20 protein-coding genes are annotated in these 16,380 nt (G+C 71.9%); 11 read left to right on the forward strand and 9 right to left on the reverse strand.

Annotation, left to right across the window (positions count from 1 at the left end):
- Nucleotides 1–2 precede the first annotated feature (2 nt).
- The gene (locus ACX9TP_RS19515; RefSeq protein WP_482981238.1) at nucleotides 3–1,085 is read left to right on the forward strand and encodes a glycosyltransferase family 4 protein; all 1,083 of its coding nucleotides are present in this window, start codon (nucleotides 3–5) and stop codon (nucleotides 1,083–1,085) included.
- A complete protein-coding gene (gene exoP, locus ACX9TP_RS19520) occupies nucleotides 1,072–2,274 on the forward strand; it encodes a spore coat polysaccharide biosynthesis glycosyltransferase ExoP (RefSeq protein ID WP_482981239.1) in 1,203 nt (400 codons plus the stop codon). The genes ACX9TP_RS19515 and exoP overlap by 14 nt, the downstream gene beginning before the upstream one ends.
- Here the strand turns inward: exoP and ACX9TP_RS19525 are convergent.
- The 6 genes from ACX9TP_RS19525 to thiS all read right to left on the reverse strand — a co-directional run bounded on the left by ACX9TP_RS19525 (nucleotide 2,271) and on the right by thiS (nucleotide 7,135).
- Nucleotides 2,271–3,452: a DUF4350 domain-containing protein gene (locus ACX9TP_RS19525; protein WP_482981240.1), complete on the reverse strand. Its 1,182-nt coding sequence runs from the start codon at nucleotides 3,450–3,452 to the stop codon at nucleotides 2,271–2,273. The genes exoP and ACX9TP_RS19525 overlap by 4 nt on opposite strands.
- A gap of 109 nt (nucleotides 3,453–3,561) precedes the next feature.
- Nucleotides 3,562–4,428, reverse strand: coding sequence for a DUF4129 domain-containing protein (locus ACX9TP_RS19530; protein WP_482982197.1), 867 nt, complete (start codon nucleotides 4,426–4,428; stop codon nucleotides 3,562–3,564).
- 49 nt (nucleotides 4,429–4,477) lie between these two features.
- Nucleotides 4,478–5,506: a hypothetical protein gene (locus ACX9TP_RS19535; RefSeq protein ID WP_482981241.1), complete on the reverse strand. Its 1,029-nt coding sequence runs from the start codon at nucleotides 5,504–5,506 to the stop codon at nucleotides 4,478–4,480.
- Nucleotides 5,503–6,135 (reverse strand): thiamine phosphate synthase, encoded by a 633-nt coding sequence (locus ACX9TP_RS19540; protein WP_482981242.1) that lies wholly within the window; start codon nucleotides 6,133–6,135, stop codon nucleotides 5,503–5,505. The genes ACX9TP_RS19535 and ACX9TP_RS19540 overlap by 4 nt, the downstream gene beginning before the upstream one ends.
- A 4-nt stretch (nucleotides 6,136–6,139) precedes the next feature.
- Nucleotides 6,140–6,925 (reverse strand): thiazole synthase, encoded by a 786-nt coding sequence (locus ACX9TP_RS19545; RefSeq protein ID WP_267854243.1) that lies wholly within the window; start codon nucleotides 6,923–6,925, stop codon nucleotides 6,140–6,142.
- Between the two features lie 9 nt (nucleotides 6,926–6,934).
- Nucleotides 6,935–7,135: a sulfur carrier protein ThiS gene (gene thiS, locus ACX9TP_RS19550; RefSeq protein ID WP_482981243.1), complete on the reverse strand. Its 201-nt coding sequence runs from the start codon at nucleotides 7,133–7,135 to the stop codon at nucleotides 6,935–6,937.
- A gap of 119 nt (nucleotides 7,136–7,254) precedes the next feature.
- Between thiS and ACX9TP_RS19555 the strand changes: the two genes are divergently transcribed.
- The 9 genes from ACX9TP_RS19555 (at nucleotide 7,255) to ACX9TP_RS19595 (ending at nucleotide 14,946) form a co-directional block, all read left to right on the forward strand.
- Nucleotides 7,255–7,641: a hypothetical protein gene (locus ACX9TP_RS19555; protein ID WP_482981244.1), complete on the forward strand. Its 387-nt coding sequence runs from the start codon at nucleotides 7,255–7,257 to the stop codon at nucleotides 7,639–7,641.
- 11 nt (nucleotides 7,642–7,652) lie between these two features.
- Nucleotides 7,653–7,877, forward strand: a complete 225-nt coding sequence (locus ACX9TP_RS19560) for a hypothetical protein (protein WP_482981245.1) — start codon at nucleotides 7,653–7,655, stop codon at nucleotides 7,875–7,877.
- Complete coding sequence (locus tag ACX9TP_RS19565; RefSeq protein WP_482981246.1) at nucleotides 7,874–8,425, forward strand: hypothetical protein; 552 nt, start codon at nucleotides 7,874–7,876, stop codon at nucleotides 8,423–8,425. The genes ACX9TP_RS19560 and ACX9TP_RS19565 overlap by 4 nt, the downstream gene beginning before the upstream one ends.
- A gap of 215 nt (nucleotides 8,426–8,640) precedes the next feature.
- Nucleotides 8,641–9,228 carry a hypothetical protein gene (locus tag ACX9TP_RS19570; RefSeq protein WP_482981247.1) on the forward strand — a complete coding sequence of 196 codons (588 nt, stop codon included), beginning with the start codon at nucleotides 8,641–8,643 and terminating at the stop codon, nucleotides 9,226–9,228.
- 200 nt (nucleotides 9,229–9,428) lie between these two features.
- A complete protein-coding gene (locus tag ACX9TP_RS19575; RefSeq protein ID WP_482981248.1) occupies nucleotides 9,429–10,562 on the forward strand; it encodes a serine/threonine-protein kinase in 1,134 nt (377 codons plus the stop codon).
- Between the two features lie 102 nt (nucleotides 10,563–10,664).
- Nucleotides 10,665–11,669, forward strand: coding sequence for a dipeptidase (locus ACX9TP_RS19580; protein ID WP_482981249.1), 1,005 nt, complete (start codon nucleotides 10,665–10,667; stop codon nucleotides 11,667–11,669).
- A 37-nt stretch (nucleotides 11,670–11,706) separates the two neighbouring features.
- Nucleotides 11,707–12,084, forward strand: coding sequence for a hypothetical protein (locus tag ACX9TP_RS19585; protein ID WP_482981250.1), 378 nt, complete (start codon nucleotides 11,707–11,709; stop codon nucleotides 12,082–12,084).
- 187 nt (nucleotides 12,085–12,271) lie between these two features.
- On the forward strand, nucleotides 12,272–13,774 hold the full coding sequence (locus tag ACX9TP_RS19590; protein ID WP_482981251.1) for a hypothetical protein: 1,503 nt from the start codon (nucleotides 12,272–12,274) through the stop codon (nucleotides 13,772–13,774).
- Nucleotides 13,771–14,946, forward strand: a complete 1,176-nt coding sequence (locus tag ACX9TP_RS19595) for an ARPP-2 domain-containing protein (RefSeq protein WP_482981252.1) — start codon at nucleotides 13,771–13,773, stop codon at nucleotides 14,944–14,946. Before ACX9TP_RS19590 ends, ACX9TP_RS19595 begins: the two co-directional genes overlap by 4 nt.
- 11 nt (nucleotides 14,947–14,957) lie before the next feature.
- Here the strand turns inward: ACX9TP_RS19595 and ACX9TP_RS19600 are convergent, their stop codons facing one another.
- From ACX9TP_RS19600 to ACX9TP_RS19610, 3 genes are read right to left on the reverse strand one after another with little or no spacing between them, the layout of a single operon-like run.
- On the reverse strand, nucleotides 14,958–15,272 hold the full coding sequence (locus ACX9TP_RS19600) for a carboxymuconolactone decarboxylase family protein (RefSeq protein WP_482981253.1): 315 nt from the start codon (nucleotides 15,270–15,272) through the stop codon (nucleotides 14,958–14,960).
- A gap of 51 nt (nucleotides 15,273–15,323) precedes the next feature.
- On the reverse strand, nucleotides 15,324–15,566 hold the full coding sequence (locus ACX9TP_RS19605) for a peroxidase (RefSeq protein ID WP_482981254.1): 243 nt from the start codon (nucleotides 15,564–15,566) through the stop codon (nucleotides 15,324–15,326).
- Between the two features lie 11 nt (nucleotides 15,567–15,577).
- On the reverse strand, nucleotides 15,578–16,372 hold the full coding sequence (locus ACX9TP_RS19610; RefSeq protein WP_482981255.1) for an alpha/beta fold hydrolase: 795 nt from the start codon (nucleotides 16,370–16,372) through the stop codon (nucleotides 15,578–15,580).
- Between the last annotated feature and the right edge of the window lie 8 nt (nucleotides 16,373–16,380).

Here is a 16,380-nt window from a genome sequence, read left to right on the forward strand (position 1 = left end):
TCATGAAAGTGCTCCTCGTCGGGGACTACCCGCCTCCGTATGGCGGTGTGGCCATCCACGTACAACAGCTACACGGTTACCTGCGCGGCTGCGGGGTCGAAACGAAGGTACTGGACATCGGGAAGGGCGGCCGGCCGGCTCCGGACGTCATCCCGACGCGCAGTCCCGCTTCCTTCGCCCTGCGGCTGGCGGGGTTCATCTCCTCGGGGTGGACGGTGCATGTCCACACCAGCGGCAACAACCCGAAGTCCTGGGTGCTGGCGGGCATGGTGGGCGGGCTGCCCGGGTTCCGGTCGGCCCGTATCATCACCCTCCACTCGGGGCTGCTGCCGGACTACCTGGCGGCGTCGTCGGCCCGGCGCAACTTCGCTCGCGTGGCGCTGGCCGGCTACGCGCGCGTGGTGGCGGTGTCCCAAGCGGTGAGGGACGCCATCGTCGCGTGCGGCGTGCCGGAGGAGAAGGTCGTCGTCCATCCCGCCTTCCTGTCCTCGCAGGTGAGGCCGGGGACGGTGCCGGCGGTGGTGGACGCGGCGCGGGCCCGGCGCAAGCCGCTGCTCGCCATGGCGCACCACCCTTCGCCCGTGTACGGGCGGAAGCTGGCGTTCCGCGCGCTGAAGCTCCTCGCGCAGGAGCACCCGGACGTGGGCCTGGCCCTCTTCGGGCCGGGGACGGATACGGAGGAGTTCATCCGCGACGCGCGCGAGCTGGGCGTGGCGGGGAACCTCGAGGTGCTGGGGGAGCTGGAGCACTCGGCGGCGCTCGGGCTGCTGGCCCGCAGTGACGCCTTCCTGCGGCCCACCACGCACGACGGGGACTCCATCTCCGTGCGCGAGGCGCTGGCGCTGGGCGTGCCCTGCGTGGCCAGCAACGTGTGCGCCCGTCCCGAGGGGACGCGGGTGTTCACCGCGGATGACGCGCAGGACCTGGCCCGCGTGGTGCGCGAGGCCGTGGCGGCGGGGCCGGCAATCCAGCCGACAGTGGACGCGGGGCCGGAGCTGCTCGCGCTCTACACCGAGACGATTCCTTTCAAGAAGTCAGACGACGAAGCCTTCGATACAGGAGAGACGAGACATGCGGCGCAGTGATGACATGGACCTGTCGCGGCGGGCCCTCCGCGGGCGCGACCTGGTGGTGTTCTCCAACGACTGGGATGGGGACCCGCTGTCCAAGGTCCACATCATGAAGATTCTCTCCCGGGAGAACCGCATCCTCTGGGTGAACAGCATCGGCAACCGGGCGCCACGCGCCAACGCGCACGATGCGAAGCGCATCTTCAACAAGCTGGAGAAGTTCACCGAGGGCATCAAGGAGGTGTTGCCCAACCTCTTCGTGCTGTCGCCGCTGGCGATTCCCTTCTACGGCTCGGAGCTGGTGCGCAGCGCCAACCGGCACCTGCTGCGGCTTCAGGTCCTGCGGGCGATGAAGCAGCTGAACTTCAAGAAGCCCATCTCCTGGAGCTTCCTGCCGGCCTCCGCGCCGGTGTCCGGCACGCTGGGCGAGGAGTTCGTCGTCTACCACTGCGTGGACGAGTTCGCCGCCTTCGCGGACACCAACGGCAAGCACATCGCGGAGCTGGAGGAGCGGCTGCTGCGCCGCGCGGACATCTGCATCACCTCCGCGGAGCGGCTGCGGGAGAACAAGTCGAAGATCAACCCGCGCACGGTGCTGGTGCGGCACGGCACGGACTTCACGCACTTCGTGAAGGCGTGTGACCCGGCCACGCAGATTCCGGCGGACATCGCCAACCTGCCCAAGCCCGTCATCGGCTTCTTCGGCCTGGTGGCGGACTGGGTGGACCAGGAGGCCATCATCGCCACCGCCCGCGCCCATCCGGAGGGCTCGGTGGTCATCATCGGCAAGACGACGCCGGACTGCGACGACTCGAAGCTGCGCGCCGAGCCCAACATCCACATGCTGGGCCGCAAGCCGTACGCGGACCTGCCGGGCTACAGCAAGGCCTTCGACGTGGCGCTGATGCCCTTCAAGGTCAGCGAGCTGACGCTGAACGCCAACCCGCTGAAGGTGCGCGAGTACCTCGCCTCGGGTCTGCCGGTGGTGTCCACGGACCTGCCGGAGGTCCGCAAGGTGGGCCTGTGCAAGATTGCCTCGAACACCGAGGACTTCGTGCGCAAGGTCGACGAGTGCCTCGCGGAGGGCCCCGGCCCCAGCCGCGAGCGCGCGGACAAGATCTTCAACGAGAGCTGGGACGCCCGCGTCGAGGAGATCCGTCACCACGTGGGCGCCGCCCTCATGGCCGACGGGAAGGACCTCTAGGCCGCGTCCTCGCGAGCTTCTGACTCACGGCCCGTCACCACGCGCTCCAGGTGCGCGTAGTGGCGGGCCACGCGCGCGTAGTCGGACGGACGGATGTCCGGCTGCGCGAGCGTCCGCGTGAGGTCCGCCTTCGCATCGAGGTAGTCCTTCCCCCCGCGCTCCATGAGGCGGGCCGCGTCCGCGTCGGACAGCGCGAGGGGGATTCCCAGCCGCTCCTGCATGAGCTGCCGCAGCGTGCGCTCCAGCTCGGGGAGCAGCTCGCGCTCCACCTTCGCGCGGCGCATCAGCCAGCCCATGCTGCGCACGTACTCCAGCGCCGAGCGGTGCCGCTCCTGGCGCAGGGGCCGGGCCGCGCCGAAGCGCGTGCCCCGGGACACGGCGTAGAGCAGGCCCACCAGCAGCACCTGCCCGACGAACACCCAGATGCCGCGAGACAGCGGCGGCGGTGGCGCGAGCTGGTGGTGGTACTCGTCGAACAGCAGCGGGCCGCGGGCCGCGAGCGCGTCCCAGAAGCGCAGGTTGTCCAGCAGCTCCAGCCGCCGGTTCTCCACGAGGTCCGCGCCCGCGAGCACGTACACCTCGCCCGTGCCGAGCGGCCAGCGCCACACCGCCACCGCGCCGCCCAGGCCCGCCAGGGGCACGGCGTCGTCGTGGTTCATGCGCAGGCCCCGGTCCTGGGACACACGCAGGCCGGACAGTCCGCGCAGGGGGCCCGCGGCCAGCCAGACATCCACCGTGGTGCCGCCCGCATCCGCCATCGTGGAGTCGAGACCGCGGCTGCTCGCCGGCATCAGCGGGCCCGAATCCAGCCGGAGCCAGTCCTCCAGCGCCGCCTGGTGTTGGCCCAGCTCGCGCGGGGACAGGTAGACGAGCGTGCCGCCGGCCCGGACGAAGCCTTCCAGCGCGGAGACCTCTTCCTGCGACACCGGGCGTCCCTGTGGCGACGCCAGCACCAGCGTGCGCGTGCCGGCGGGGAGCGACTCCAGCGAGGCCATGTGCGCGTCCACGGGGCGCCCGCCCTCGCGCAGGTAGAGGTAGAGCGCGCGGGCGCCCTGGGCGCCGGTGTTCTCGAGGGTGGGCACCACGGACTCCGGCGAGTCCGCGCGGGTGGACAGGCCCACCGCCAGGGCCAGGGCGATGAGCACGCCGAAGACGGCTGCGGTGCGGAGGTTCTTCACCGGGAGGCCTCCACTCGCGACGCCAGGGGAGGCCGCGCACGGAGGACGGCTGCCGCCGTCGGTGAGGGCGTCCCGACGGCACGGGCCGGCACGTTCGTCGGAGGTCGACTCACCGTGCGCCCTCCGCCGGCAGCGTGCCGTTGAGGTGCTCCACCGCGGCGACGAAGCTCGCCGCCTCATCCGGAGGCACCGGCGCGAGCGAGTAGAAGGCCCGGTCGTACCAGCCCACCAGACGCTCCACCTCGCTCACCACCGTCGCGGGCGCCCCCCTCGCGGGCAGCTCCGCCGCCAGCTCGCGATTGGTCTTCACCCGGTCCGGCCGTGCCAGCCGCCGCTGCTCCAGCGCGGACAGCAGGCCCAGCAGTCCCTCGCGAATCGCCTCGCGCGCATCCGCGCCCAGCGCCGCCCGAGCCCGCCGCAGGTGCTCTCCCGGCGAGTCCAGCACCAGCGGCGCCTCGGCATGCGTCGGGGCGAGCAGCGCGGCAGCCTTGCGTCCCCGGCGCGCGGCCAGCCGCAGCACGCCCCACAGCACCAGCGCGAGCGCCAGTCCCAGCATCACCGCGCGCGTGGCGACCGCGAAGCCCTGGGCCTCGTTGGACTCGAAGAGGCTCTCCATCCAGGCCTCCAGCTCGCGCATCAGCCGCTTCACCAGGTCGCCGTGGCGCTGGCGGGCCCGGGAGAACTCCGGCCGGTCGAGGATGGCCTTCAGTCGCTGTGGCTCGCTGGGGGGCAGCGCGGCCGGTGCGCTGCCTTCCGCTTCCTGCAGCGCGCACGCCCGCTCCAGGAAGCCCGTGAGCTGCTTCGCGCGCTCGCTCGCGGACGCGCCCTGCTCCCAGGAGGGCAGCGGCATTCCGCCCATGCCCGCGGCCAGCCCGTCCACCACCGCGGGCAGCTCCGCGGGCCGCGTGGCCGACGTCTCCTCCAGCAGCCGCGCGGTGCGCTCACTCTCCGCGCAGGGCAGGGTGGCCAGCAGCATCAGCAGGGACAGGCTCGTCGTCACGGGAGGCTCGCGGGGCGAAGGCGTGTCAGACGGCCAGCGTCGGTGTGGCCGGCGGCGAGTCCATGCGCCGCTCCAGGTCCAGGGCCTCCCGGCGCACGCGCATGTCCAGATAGAAGAGCGAGGAGAAGACGAAGTAGATGGGCGTGAAGCACGACTGCGCCACCACCTGCACCAGCTCCGCGGGCACCAGCACGAGCTGAGGCGTGCGCGCCATGGTCCCCGCGTCGAAGGGGTTGCCATATGGCGCCATCACCAGCCACGACGGGATGCTGGAGACGAGCTGCACCGAGAGGAGGATGAGGCTCATCACCGTGTAGAGAATCATGGCCCGCACCACCACCCGGCCGAGGAAGCCCGGCTCGATGCGGCCGGACAGCAGCTCCCCGGAGCGCTTGAAGGACTCCCACGCCCCCAGGTCCTCCATGGCCATCACCGGCGGCAGCAGCATGAAGCGCAGGAAGTACCAGAGCATCGCGGCGATGAGCCCGAGGCCGGCGAGCAGGATGCCCACCACCCCCAGCACGAGAGCCAGCGTGCTGGAGCCCATGACCGAGGCCGCGGCGGCCATGCCGCCGAGGATGGCTCCCGGGCCCAGCAGCAGCACCATCATCAGTCCCGCCCACGCCATGGACAGGAGATAGACGCCCGTCAACGCGCCCACGCGGGAGAAGGCGCGGCGCAGGCCGTCTGTCGGACTCACGGGCTCGCCGAGCTGCGCGGACACCACGTACCGGGACGCCGCCAGGGTGGCCAGCCAGTAGCTCCAGAAGAGGAACACGAGGAGGACCATCCACAGCGCCATGGACAGGCCCGCCTCGCCCATGAGTCCCATGGGGTCTTGCTGGGCCTGGGCCTGCGCGTCGCCCGAGTAGAGCATCGGCGTCAGCCGCCGGCCCGAGAGGATGGTGGCCTTCATCGCGATGTAGTTCACCAGCGAGAAGCCGAAGCTCAGGACGAAGAGCGGCTTGAGGTGGGCGCGCCAGAAGGTGGCGGCACGGTCGATCATCTCCCCCATGGCGAGGGGGCGCAGCTCGGGAACGGGTGTGGGGCTCACGGAAGGCGCAGCATAGCCTGCGCCGGGCATGCGGCCAGCAGTGCCCGGGCCGCCGCCGCCGGGTCCTCCGCCTCCAGCACCGAGGAGATGACCGCGAAGCCCGCCGCGCCCCGCACGTCCCGCGCCCGCTCGGGGGTGATGCCGCCGAGCGCCAGCGCCGGGCAGGGGAGCGCCGCCGCCAGGGCCGCGAAGCCCTCGGGGCCCAGCGTCGCCCGGGTGTCCCCGGGCTTGGAGCCGGGGGCGAACACGGGGCTCACCAGCGCCAGGTCCGCGCCGCGCGCCGCCCGGGCCTCCGCTTCGTCATGGACGGCCACGCTGACGAGCCGCCCGGCGGGCAGGTGGGGACGCACGTCCCCGGGCGTGGGCCCGTGGGCGGGCAGGTGCAGGTGCGCGCCCATGAGGAGCGCGACATCCAGGCGGCCGTTGATGAACAGCGGGTTGCCTCGCGCCGCGCACAGCCCGGCGAGCAGGCGGGCCTCTTCGAGGAACTGGCGCCCGGTGGCCTCGGGGTGGCGGTGCTGCACGGCCACCTGAGGACCTGCCTCCAGCGCACGGGCGAGCGCGCTGAAGAGCCGCTCGGCGGGCAGGCGCCAGTCGGTGATGACGACGAGGCGGGGGAGCGGCACCACGGGGCTACTGGTGGTGGATGCCGTCGAGGGGGCTGGACGCGGAGCCGTAGGCCTTCCGGGGGATGCGGCCGGCGAGGTACGCATCGCGGCCGGCCTCCACGGCCTTCTTCATGGCCACGGCCATGCGCACCGGGTCCTTCGCCCCGGCGATGGCCGTGTTCATCAGGATGGCATCCACGCCCAACTCCATGGCGATGGCCGCGTCCGACGCCGTGCCCACGCCCGCGTCCACGATGACGGGGACCTTCACCGTCTCCATGATGAGGCGGATGTTGTGCGGGTTGCGGATGCCCAGCCCGCTGCCAATGGGGGCGGCCAGCGGCATCACCGCCGCGCAGCCCGCGTCCTCCAGCTTGCGCGCCGTAATCGGGTCGTCGCTGGTGTACGGCAGCACGGTGAAGCCCTCCTTCACCAGGATGCGCGCCGCCTTCACGGTCTCCTCGACGTCCGGGTAGAGCGTCTTCTCGTCGCCGAGCACCTCGAGCTTCACCCACTTGCTCATGCCCAGCTCCTCGGCGAGCCGGCAGGTGCGCACCGCGTCGTCCGCCGTGTAGCAGAGCGCGGTGTTGGGGAGCAGGCGCAGGCGGTTGCGGTCGATCCAGCTCATCAGCGACGCCTCGCCCGTGGCCTTCAAGTCGAGCCGGCGCACGGCCACCGTCACCATCTCCGTGCCGGACTGCTCGTGGCACTGCTTCATGATGTCGTGGCTGGGGTACTTCCCCGTGCCGAGGATGAGGCGCGAGCCGAAGGTGACACCCGCGAGGGTGAAGGGCTTGTCCTGGATGCTCATGGAAGTCTCCTAGCCGCCACCGACGAAGGTGACGATTTCGACGCGGTCTCCCGCCTGGAGGTGGTGCTCGGGGTGGCGGGCGCGGCGCACCACCTCCGCGTTCACCTCCACGGCCACACCGGGACCGCCCACCTGGAGCGACTCCAGCAGCGCCAAGAGGGTGGTTCCCTCCGGCACCTCGCGTGTCTCTCCGTTGACCCAGACCTGCACGGCGTCACGGCTCCTTGCGACGGGACCTGGGCACGGACTACAGGGGGCCCTCCACGCTGTCAACGCGCTCTCTCGTGGACGTGTCCGCCAGCGTCACGCCTATACTCGCGGTCATGCTCATGGCTCCCAGCAGGCTCGTCGCCTCCGTGCTGCTGTTGACGCTCGCCGTGCCCGCCGGCGCACTCGCCGCCGAGCCGGCCGCGGTGGACGCACCGGTGCGCGCGCCCACGCCCGTCCTCCATGGGCACCGGTATGCGTTCGTCGCGGGAGGCGTGCTCGCGCTGGGCGGGCTGGGGCTGGGCTTCTTCGCCCAGGGCGAGGCCCGGCGGGCGCAGAGCCTGGAGTCCGCCCATGACGCGCGCGTCACCCTGGACAGGGCCCGCACCGCCGCGGCCACCTCCAACCTCCTCTACGCCACGGCGGGCGCCGCCGTCCTGTATGGGCTGGTGCTGGAGCTGCTCCCCCAGCCGGCCGCCGACGCGGCGAGCCTCACCTACCACTTCTGACCGAGCCCCTCTTGGCTGCCCGCCTTCCTCCTCGACTGCTCGTCCTCGTCACCGCGCTGGTCGCCGCCTGCTCCCTCGACGTGGACGACGTCGCGGAGCTGCAATGCTCGGACGACACCGGCTGCCCCGCGTACTACCGGTGCGTGGACGGCACGGAAGGCAAGGGGCGCTGCGAGGTCATCTACCCGCCGTCCTCCACGGTGGATGCCGGCATGGACGCCGGAGCCACGCCATGAAGAGGCTCTTCGCGAGCGCGGCGCTCGCCCTCTGTGCGGTCCTGGCCTGCACCCTCGAGGTGGCGGACTTCACCGGCAAGAAGTGCGAGGACGTCGGCGACTGCCCGCAGACGCATGTCTGTGTCGCCGCGCGCCCGGGGGAGGGCCGTACCTGCGAGGTGCTGGGACTGCCGGGGATTTCCGACGGGGGCGAGGAGGACGCGGGGCCGGTGCCCACGTGGTGCGCGGACATCCAGCCCATCATGGCCGCCAGCTGCGTCAGCTCATGCCACGGCGAGGACACGCGCGACAGCAACGTGACTTCGTTCCGCCTGGACTACTACGCGCCGGACGCGGGCGGGCTCCCGGGCGCGCAGGCGAAGGCGGAGCGCATCCGGCAGCGCGCGTCCGTGGCTCAGGACATGCCGCCCTCTCCCACCGTCGTGCCCCTTCCCACGGCGGAGCAGCGCGCGCTCATCGCCCGCTGGGTGGCTGGCGGCGCTCCGCTGTGCTCCGACGGCGGCGTCGACGCGGGCCTCCCGGACGGTGGCGCCGACGGAGGCTCCTGACGCGCGGGTGGGAAATCGCGTTCCCACCCGCCGTGTGACTGCCGACATTGTTCCTGCCGAAGCAGCCGGGCGGCCGGGCGCCGAGTGGCCCGGAGGCTTCCCCTGTGCCTGTGAATCGCCGTTGGCAAGCCCTGTGCAAGCAGGGGATCGACGCCCACTTTCTGTCCAACGCCGGAGGACAGGGTCCCCGGCTCCCAAGGGAAAGGACACGAGATATGCGCAAGCTCATGATGGCGGTCACCGCGGTGGCGGGTCTGGCGATGGTTCCGGGTTGCAAGCGTGACAACGTCGAGTCGGAGCGCCGCGACGTCGCCGAGGCCCAGCAGGAGGCCGCGCAGGAGACGGCCGAGGCCCGCCAGGAGGAGTCGCAGGACATCGCTGGCGCGCGGCAGGACGCGAATGAGGAGGTCGCCGGCGCGCAGGAGGACGTCCGCGAGGAGCAGCAGGACCTCGCCCAGGCCGAGGCCAACCGGCAGGAGGACCTGAACGAGGACGCGCGTGAGCGTCAGGACGACATGGCGCAGGGCGGCTCCGGCATGGCCGGGGCGACCGCGGCGGCCTCCAACGTCCAGGGCCGCGTGCTCTCCACGGGGGGTGACTCGCTCACCCTGGTGGACACCACGAACAACAAGCAGCTCAAGCTGAAGACGAACGACCAGACGCGCATCATGCAGAACAACGCGCCGGTGAAGCTGGATGACATCACCGAGGGTGCCCAGGTCCGCGCCTCCTACGTCATGGACGGCAAGGACATGGTGGCCAAGGAGCTGACCGTCACGCAGCCGGTGATGAAGAAGCAGTAGCCGCACGCACGGCGCAGTGGCCGGCCCGTTTCCTCGCGGGCCGGCTCGGACGGCTCCCGCTCCGGCGGGGGCCGTTCCCTTTTATTCGCGAATCCGTTCTGGGAGGTGGGGAGGGTGTGTCGGACGTGGGTGGTAGGAGGGACCCGTGAGGTTTTCTCACGCCTTCCCAACCCAGGGGAGGACTTCCTGCCCAGGAGCCTATGGCCACCCATCACCCCGAGCACCCGTCTTCCAAGCCCATCATCCTCTTCTCCGCCGGGGCCACCTCCTATGAGCTGGTCCGCTTCCTCGGCCCCCGCGGCCCGGGGGAGATGCTGCTCGCGCGCCGGCACTACGCGGACACGCCCGGTGACCTCGTGGTCATCAAGCGGCTGCAGGACGCGGGGGACACCCAGGGGCGCGCGCGCCTGCGGGAGGAGGTGAAGCTGCTCATGCAGCTCAGCCACCCCGCCATCGCCCAGGTGTTCCTGGTGCGCGTCCATGAGGGGTCGCCCCACCTCGTCATGGAGTACGTGGAGGGCCACAGCCTGGAGACGCTCACCAGCTTCGCGGCGTTGCGGCGGCGGCCCTTCTCGGAGGCCTTCGGCGCCTACGTGGGCGCGGAGGTCGCGGACGCGCTGCACCACGCGCACTCCCTGGAGGACGCGCGGGGCCAGCCGCTGGGCCTCGTCCACCGGGACGTGTCCCCGCGCACGCTGCGGCTGGACGTGCACGGCCGGGTGAAGCTGGCGGACTTCGCCATGGCGTGGGCGAAGCTGCCGGGGCGCGTGGGCACGGAAGGGCACGTCGTCCGGGGGGACCTGGCGTATGCCTCCCCGGAGGCGCTCGCGCGCCAGCCCCTGGATGGGCGCTCGGACCTGTTCTCCCTGGGCGTGGTGCTGCTGGAGCTGCTCACCGGACTGCACCTGTTGGACCTGGAGGACGTGGAGCGCGCGGCGCTGGCGGCGGGGCCCGTCCCGGAGGCGGAGGCGCTGCTCGCGGAGGTGCCCAGCTGGCTGCCGGCGCCCATGATGGCCGCGCGCATGGCGTGCCTCGCCCCGGAGCACGTGGAGCGCGCCACGCGGGGCCTGTCCGGCCCCATGCGCACCATCCTCGCGCGGCTGCTGCGGCGCGAACCGGCGGAGCGCTTCCAGACCGGCCTGGAGCTGCGGGACGCGCTGCGCGGCGTGCTGGGCGGGCTGGGCTACAGCTACGGCCCCCGGGAGGCGGAGCGCGAGGGGGCCCAGGTGCGCCGTGACGCACGCTCCCGGCGCCGGCCCGCGGACGTGCTGCGGTGGGAGGACTCCGCGCGGTCGGACTCCAGCCCGCGGGCGGACGCCCCGCGCGACACGTGAGCGGGCGGTGGGCAGGCCGAAGGGCCCTCGGCCCTGTCGGACACTGGCGCCCGGACGCGGGTGGCGCTTGTCTCGCGCGCCCGGCCGGGCAGACTGCCGCGCATGGGTGACGTGACTGAGCTCCACCAGCGCTGGTGCATCGCGGACGGACATGCGGATTCCCTGATGTGGAACCGGGACTTGACGGCCCGCTCCGAGGAAGGACACGTGGACTTCCCCCGCCTCCGGGAGGCGGGGGTGAAGCTGCAGTGCTTCACCATCGTCACCCGGGGCTTCCCCTTCATCGGGGGCTTCCCCGTGTTCGCCGCGTGGCGGGGGTGGCCGCGCGAGGCGCGTGCGAGCGAGTGGACGCGGGCGCTCTGGCAGATTGAGCGCATGGAGGAGTTCTGCCGTCGCTCCGGGGACGCGGCGCGCATCACCACCACCGGGGCCGCGCTGGAGGACAACCTCGCGCACGGGCGGCTGTCCGCGGTGCTGGGGGTGGAGGGCGGACATGCCATTGAAGGCAAGGTGGAGCGGCTGGCGGAGCTGCACCGGCGCGGGGTGCGCTTCATGGGGCTCACCCACCTGTCCAACAATGACCTGGGCGGCTCCTCGTTCCCGATGATGGGCAACCGGGGGCTGGCGCCGCTGGGCCGCGAGGTGATGGAGGAGATGGCGCGGCTGGGGCTGAGCGTGGACGTGGCGCATGCCTCGGAGAGCACGCTCGAGGACCTCTTCGCCCACCCCACGGTGCGGTACTTCTGTTCTCACACGGGCGTGCGGGCGGCGGGGGGCGGCTGGCGCAACCTCTCCGACGCGGCCCTGCGGCGCATCGCGGACCGGGGTGGGGTGGTGGGCATCATCTTCGCCCCCGTGTACCTGGGCGGCGACTCGGTGGCCGACGTGGTCCGCCACATCGAGCACGCGGTGGACGTCATGGGCGTGGAGGGCGTGGGCCTGGGCTCCGACTACGACGGCATGGTGGCCCTCCCCCGGGGCATGAAGGATGTCACGGACCTGCATCTGCTCACCGAGGCGCTACTGCAACGCCATCCAGAGTCCTGGGTGGAACGTGTCGCCGGTGGAAACTTCCGTCGTTTCTTCCAGGAGACATTGGGTGGTTGACCGGGAGCGGGACGCTCGAAATATTGGCCGCACGCTCATGAACCGCTCCCTCCTTGTCGCCGTGTCCGTCGTTGGCTCCCTCCTCTTCGCTGGCTGCGGCCAGAATGCGGGAGACAGCTGTGAGGGGAGTGGCTTCATCTGTCAGGAAGACGTCCTCGCGCTGGAGTGCCGCAGCGGCACCTGGCGCGAGGTGCCCTGCCGCGGGCCGCTGGGCTGCCGCGAGACGGACGACGCCGTCCGCTGTGACACGTCCAACAACCGGGCCGGCGACGCCTGCGCCTCCAGCGCCGAGGGCAAGGGGGTGTGCCGCGCGGATGGCCGGGCCATCCTCGAGTGCCGCCAGGGCGTGCTGGAGGAGACGGCCTCCTGCTCGGACTGCTCGGTGGAGGGTGACGAGGTGACCTGCCAGCCCTGAGCTCTGGGCCAGGGCCGGGCCGTCAGGATTCTCCAGTCGGGAGCGTGTGGTAGCGTGGGAGTGCCGCTCGCGGGACTCCGATGCGACTTCCGATTCAAGCCTTTGGAGCCTGACACGCTGGTCGTATCCCTCTTCCCCGAGCGGCGCTTCCATCCCAGCCCCGGAGCCCGGGGAGGAAGTGCGAACGATGGCCGCGGTGATGGAAGTCCGCAGCGAACAGGTCGCCCGCGAGGACCTGGTGATGTTCGTCAACGCGTGTTTCTCCTGCACCGGACAGCGGGAGTTCTACGGCGACGCGCGCGGCCAGTCCGTCTCCATCGAGTTCCTGCACCAGTACATCCTGGGCAACTACCGGCGCCTCTACGCGCGCACGCTCGCGGCCGGCATCAACCACTTCAACCAGGCGCAGATCGTCCTCAACCTGCTGGCCAGCGGCAGTCCCGTGGCGCCGGAGGACCGCGAGGAGGAGGGCGCCCTCATCGCCGCGACCCTGCGCGCGCTGCCGCCGCCGCGCGCCTTCCGCGTGCTGGAGTCCCTGCGCGCGCGGCGCATCAACAACCGCCGGGCCCGCGCCGTCGTCCGGGAGTACCTGGAGGGCCCCGCGGACCTGGCCTTCGACGCGGTGAAGTACCGCTCCAAGCTGCGCGCGGCGGTGGTGCACGGACACGTGAAGCTCCCCGGGGAGCTGGGCCCCTTCCTCATCCACGGCTGGAAGAAGCGCACGTACACCCAGCCCCTGCTGGAGGCCTTCCGCCAGGCCCACTACACGCAGGACGCCGTCTATGCGCTGCCGTACACGGTGGCGGAGGGGCTGGCCGCGAAGCACGGCATCCCCCGGGACGTGTTCCTCCAGCGAATCGAACCGCGCCTCACCGCGGCGGAGCGCCTGCGCCTCCAGGAGTCCGCGGCGCGTGACGGAGGCAGGGCGCCCCCGGTGGACCTGGAGCGGGCCCCGCTGACGAAGCTGGCCCTCTACCTGCTGTCGCTGAAGCAGGAGGAGCGGCGGACGCGGCGCGACGAATTGAACACCGCGCTGGAGCGGGCCGCGGCGCGCGTGCTGGGCAAGGCGCCCGTAGCCCTGGGCCGGGTGGCGGCGGTGCTGGACAGCAGCTACTCCTCCTCCGGCTCGCTGGAGAAGCGCCGCCGGCCGCTGGGCGTGGCGCTGGCCGCGCACTACCTGCTGTCCGCCGCGTCGCGCGACTACCGCGCCTTCTGGACGTGCCCCGTGGAGGACGTGGTGCAGGTGGGCGCGCGAGGCCAGACGGACATCGCCACGCCGCTGCTTGAGGCGCTGGCGTGGGGCGCGGAGCTGGTGGTCATCGTCTCCGACGGCTACGACAACGACCCGCCGAAGGCCGTGGCCGAGCTGACGCGCGTCTTCCGCGCGAAGCTGGACCCGGCGCGCCGCACGGCGCTGGTCCACGTCAACCCGGTGTTCGACGCGGAGGAGTACGCGCCGCGCTCCTTCGGAACGGCCGTGCCCACCGTGGGCGTGCGCGACGCGGAGGACCTGCCCACCGTGCTGGGCTTCGCGCGCTTCGCCGAGGGCGCGGCCCCGCTGGCGGAGCTGGAGGGCTACCTGTCCGCGCGCGTGCGGGGACTGCGGGAGCGGGATGCCCGCAGGCGGCAGCGGGACGCCGCCGTCGCGGCCCCCGTGGAGCCTGTCGTGGCCGAGGAGGGCGAGGGATGACGGACGCGCGACTGCTCCAGAAGCTGGAGCCCTCCGGGCTGCGGCTGGCGCCCTCCCAGGTGTGGGGTGGCATCCGGCTGGTGCCCGTGCTGCGGGACTCCGTACGGGACGACCTCCGCTTCAACCGCCGCACCTATGACGACCCCCTCACCGTCGTCTCGCTGGAGGGCGAGCTGAAGGCTCCGGGCCTGAAGTACTGCTCGTACGTCCCGCACGGGCTGGTGGTGACGTGGGGCCAGCGGCAGGCGGACGCCGTCCAGGGCACGAACCTCCAGGCGCCTGACGGGAAGCGCGTGAAGGTGGGGCCCTTCTCCGTCCGGCTCCTGCACCGCATGGTGCACCGCGAGGACCGCAACCAGCTCCGCATGCTGCCGCTGCACCTGGCCATGGAGGGCTTCCTGGCCCTGCACTTCGGCGGGCCGGACGTGGCGTGGACGGAGTACTCCCGCGAGGCGCTGTCCCACGGGCTGAGCCCCCGCATCGAGGGCGCCGTGCCCGGCTGGGCCAGCTCCGCGCTGGACGGCGCGCTGCGCACCTTCGAGGTCCACGAGCGGCAGGTGGGCCTGCTGCTCTTCAGCGCGGACGTGCTCCTGTCCGCCTTCGTCGTCTCGCACCCGGAAGACTACCGCGCGCTGCACCGCACGCTGCTGGAGGACTTCTACGGCGAGCTGCTCCTCCAGTACGGCTTCCTCGGCCCCGCGCCCGAGCTCGGGCTGTCCCTGGACGACGCGCGCATCGCCAGCCTGGACGACTTGCGCGCGGCGGTGGCACGCATGCGCACCGACTGGGCGGACTTCCACGCCTTCATGGCCGGCGGCCTCTTCGGCACGGACGTGACGTCCGAGCGCATCTACGAGGCCGGGCCATTCCTCCTCCAGCGCTTCCACACGAGCCTCAAGCCCGCGGAGGAGAACCACCTGGGCGAGGCCATCGTCCGCGACGACGGCACGCTGGAGTACCTCAAGACGTACCGCCTCTCCTCGGCCCAGACACGGCGGGCGTACCTGTTCCAGCAACTGGCCCTGGCCGGCTGGAAGCTGGAGGGCGCCGCGGAGCGCTTCAACACCACCCGGGACGACCTCGTCCTGCGCCTGCGCAACGCGGGCTTCGGCTACCTCCTCAAGGAGCACGTCCTCGAGGAGGCCACCCGCCGCGCGCGGCGCGGGCGCTGAAGTCCCGCGCGCTACTTCTTCGGCGGGGAGAGGGGCGAGTCGACGTACCCGCCCTGCGCCAGCCGCTGCCCGTTGCGGTGATACATCTCCGCGGGCATCGCCTGGACGCCGGTGCCGTCAATCCAGCGGTTGTAGAAGTTGAACAGCGCGCACACCGAGATGGCGTCGTAGATGGCCTCGTCCGTCCAACCCACCGCCTTCAAGCCGTCAATGTCCTCCTGGCGCACCTGCGCCGACTGGAGATTGAGCCTGTCGACGAAGGCGAACAGCGCCTTCTCGGCGTCGGGGATGGGGGCCGAGCCCACGTCCTCCAGCACCGCCTTCACCACATCCGTGCTGCCCAGCAGTTCCGCCGCGACCGCGGCGTGAGAGCCCGTTCAAAACAAACATTCGTTGCCGCGCGAGGTGTACGCGGCAATGAGCTCACGCAGGCCCGGCGACAGGGGCGAGGGGCCGCGCATCACCTCCTGGGTGAAGACGGAGAGGGCCTCCGTCATCCGCGGCTTGAAGGCGAACAGGTGCCAGATTTGAGGCATGGGCGAGCCCGCCTCGCGCATCTTCCGGATGAGCCGGCCGTAGTGGCCGTCCGACTCATGCGTCTCCACGTCCTTCAGGAACATGCGCCCCATTCTTACACGCCCCCGTGGAGGGAGGACAGGAAGGCGTCCAGCACCGCGTTGAAGCGCTCCGGCTGCTCCTGGTTGGGCAGGTGCGCGGCGCCGGGGATGACTTCCAGCCTCGCGCCGGAGATGAGGTCCGCCATGGCCTTCGCCTTCTCCGGCGGGGTGATGGCGTCATGCTCGCCCACCACCACCAGCGCGGGGCCCGCATAACGCGCCAGCATGTCCTTGCTGTCCGGACGCAGCGCCATGCCCCGCTGCGCGGCGGCGAGCCCCTCGCGAGACGCCGTGCGCATCAGCGCCGCCACCTCGCGCCCCACCGGCGAGTCCGCCCCCGCGGCGACCAGCTTCGGCAGCAGGGACTGGACGAGCGGCTCCACGCCCTTGGCCAGCACCTCCTGCGCGGAGGCCTCGCGGCGCGCCTTGCCCGCCTCGTCATCCGGCGTGGCCTGCGTGTCCACCAGCACCAGCCCGCCCACCCGGCCCGCGTCCTCGCGCAGGAGCGCCATGGCCGCGTAGCCGCCCATGGACACGCCGCCCACCACCACGGAGTCGAGCTTCAGCGAGTCCAGCAGCGCCAGCGCGTCCCGGGCGATGCGCGACATCTCCGTGGGCCCATCCCCCAGCTTGCTCTGCCCGAAGCCCCGGTGGTCCGGGATGATGAAGCGGTAGCGCCCCGACAGGGCCTTCACCTGCGGGTCGAAGGCGTCACCGCTGAGCGGAAAGGCGTGCAGCAGCAGGACGGGCGGTCCCTGGCCCACGTCGCGGTAGTGCAGGGGGATTCCGTCGACGGTCACCGTCAGCATGCGCTTCC

It is taken from the genome of Pyxidicoccus sp. M15 (genome assembly GCF_056858435.1).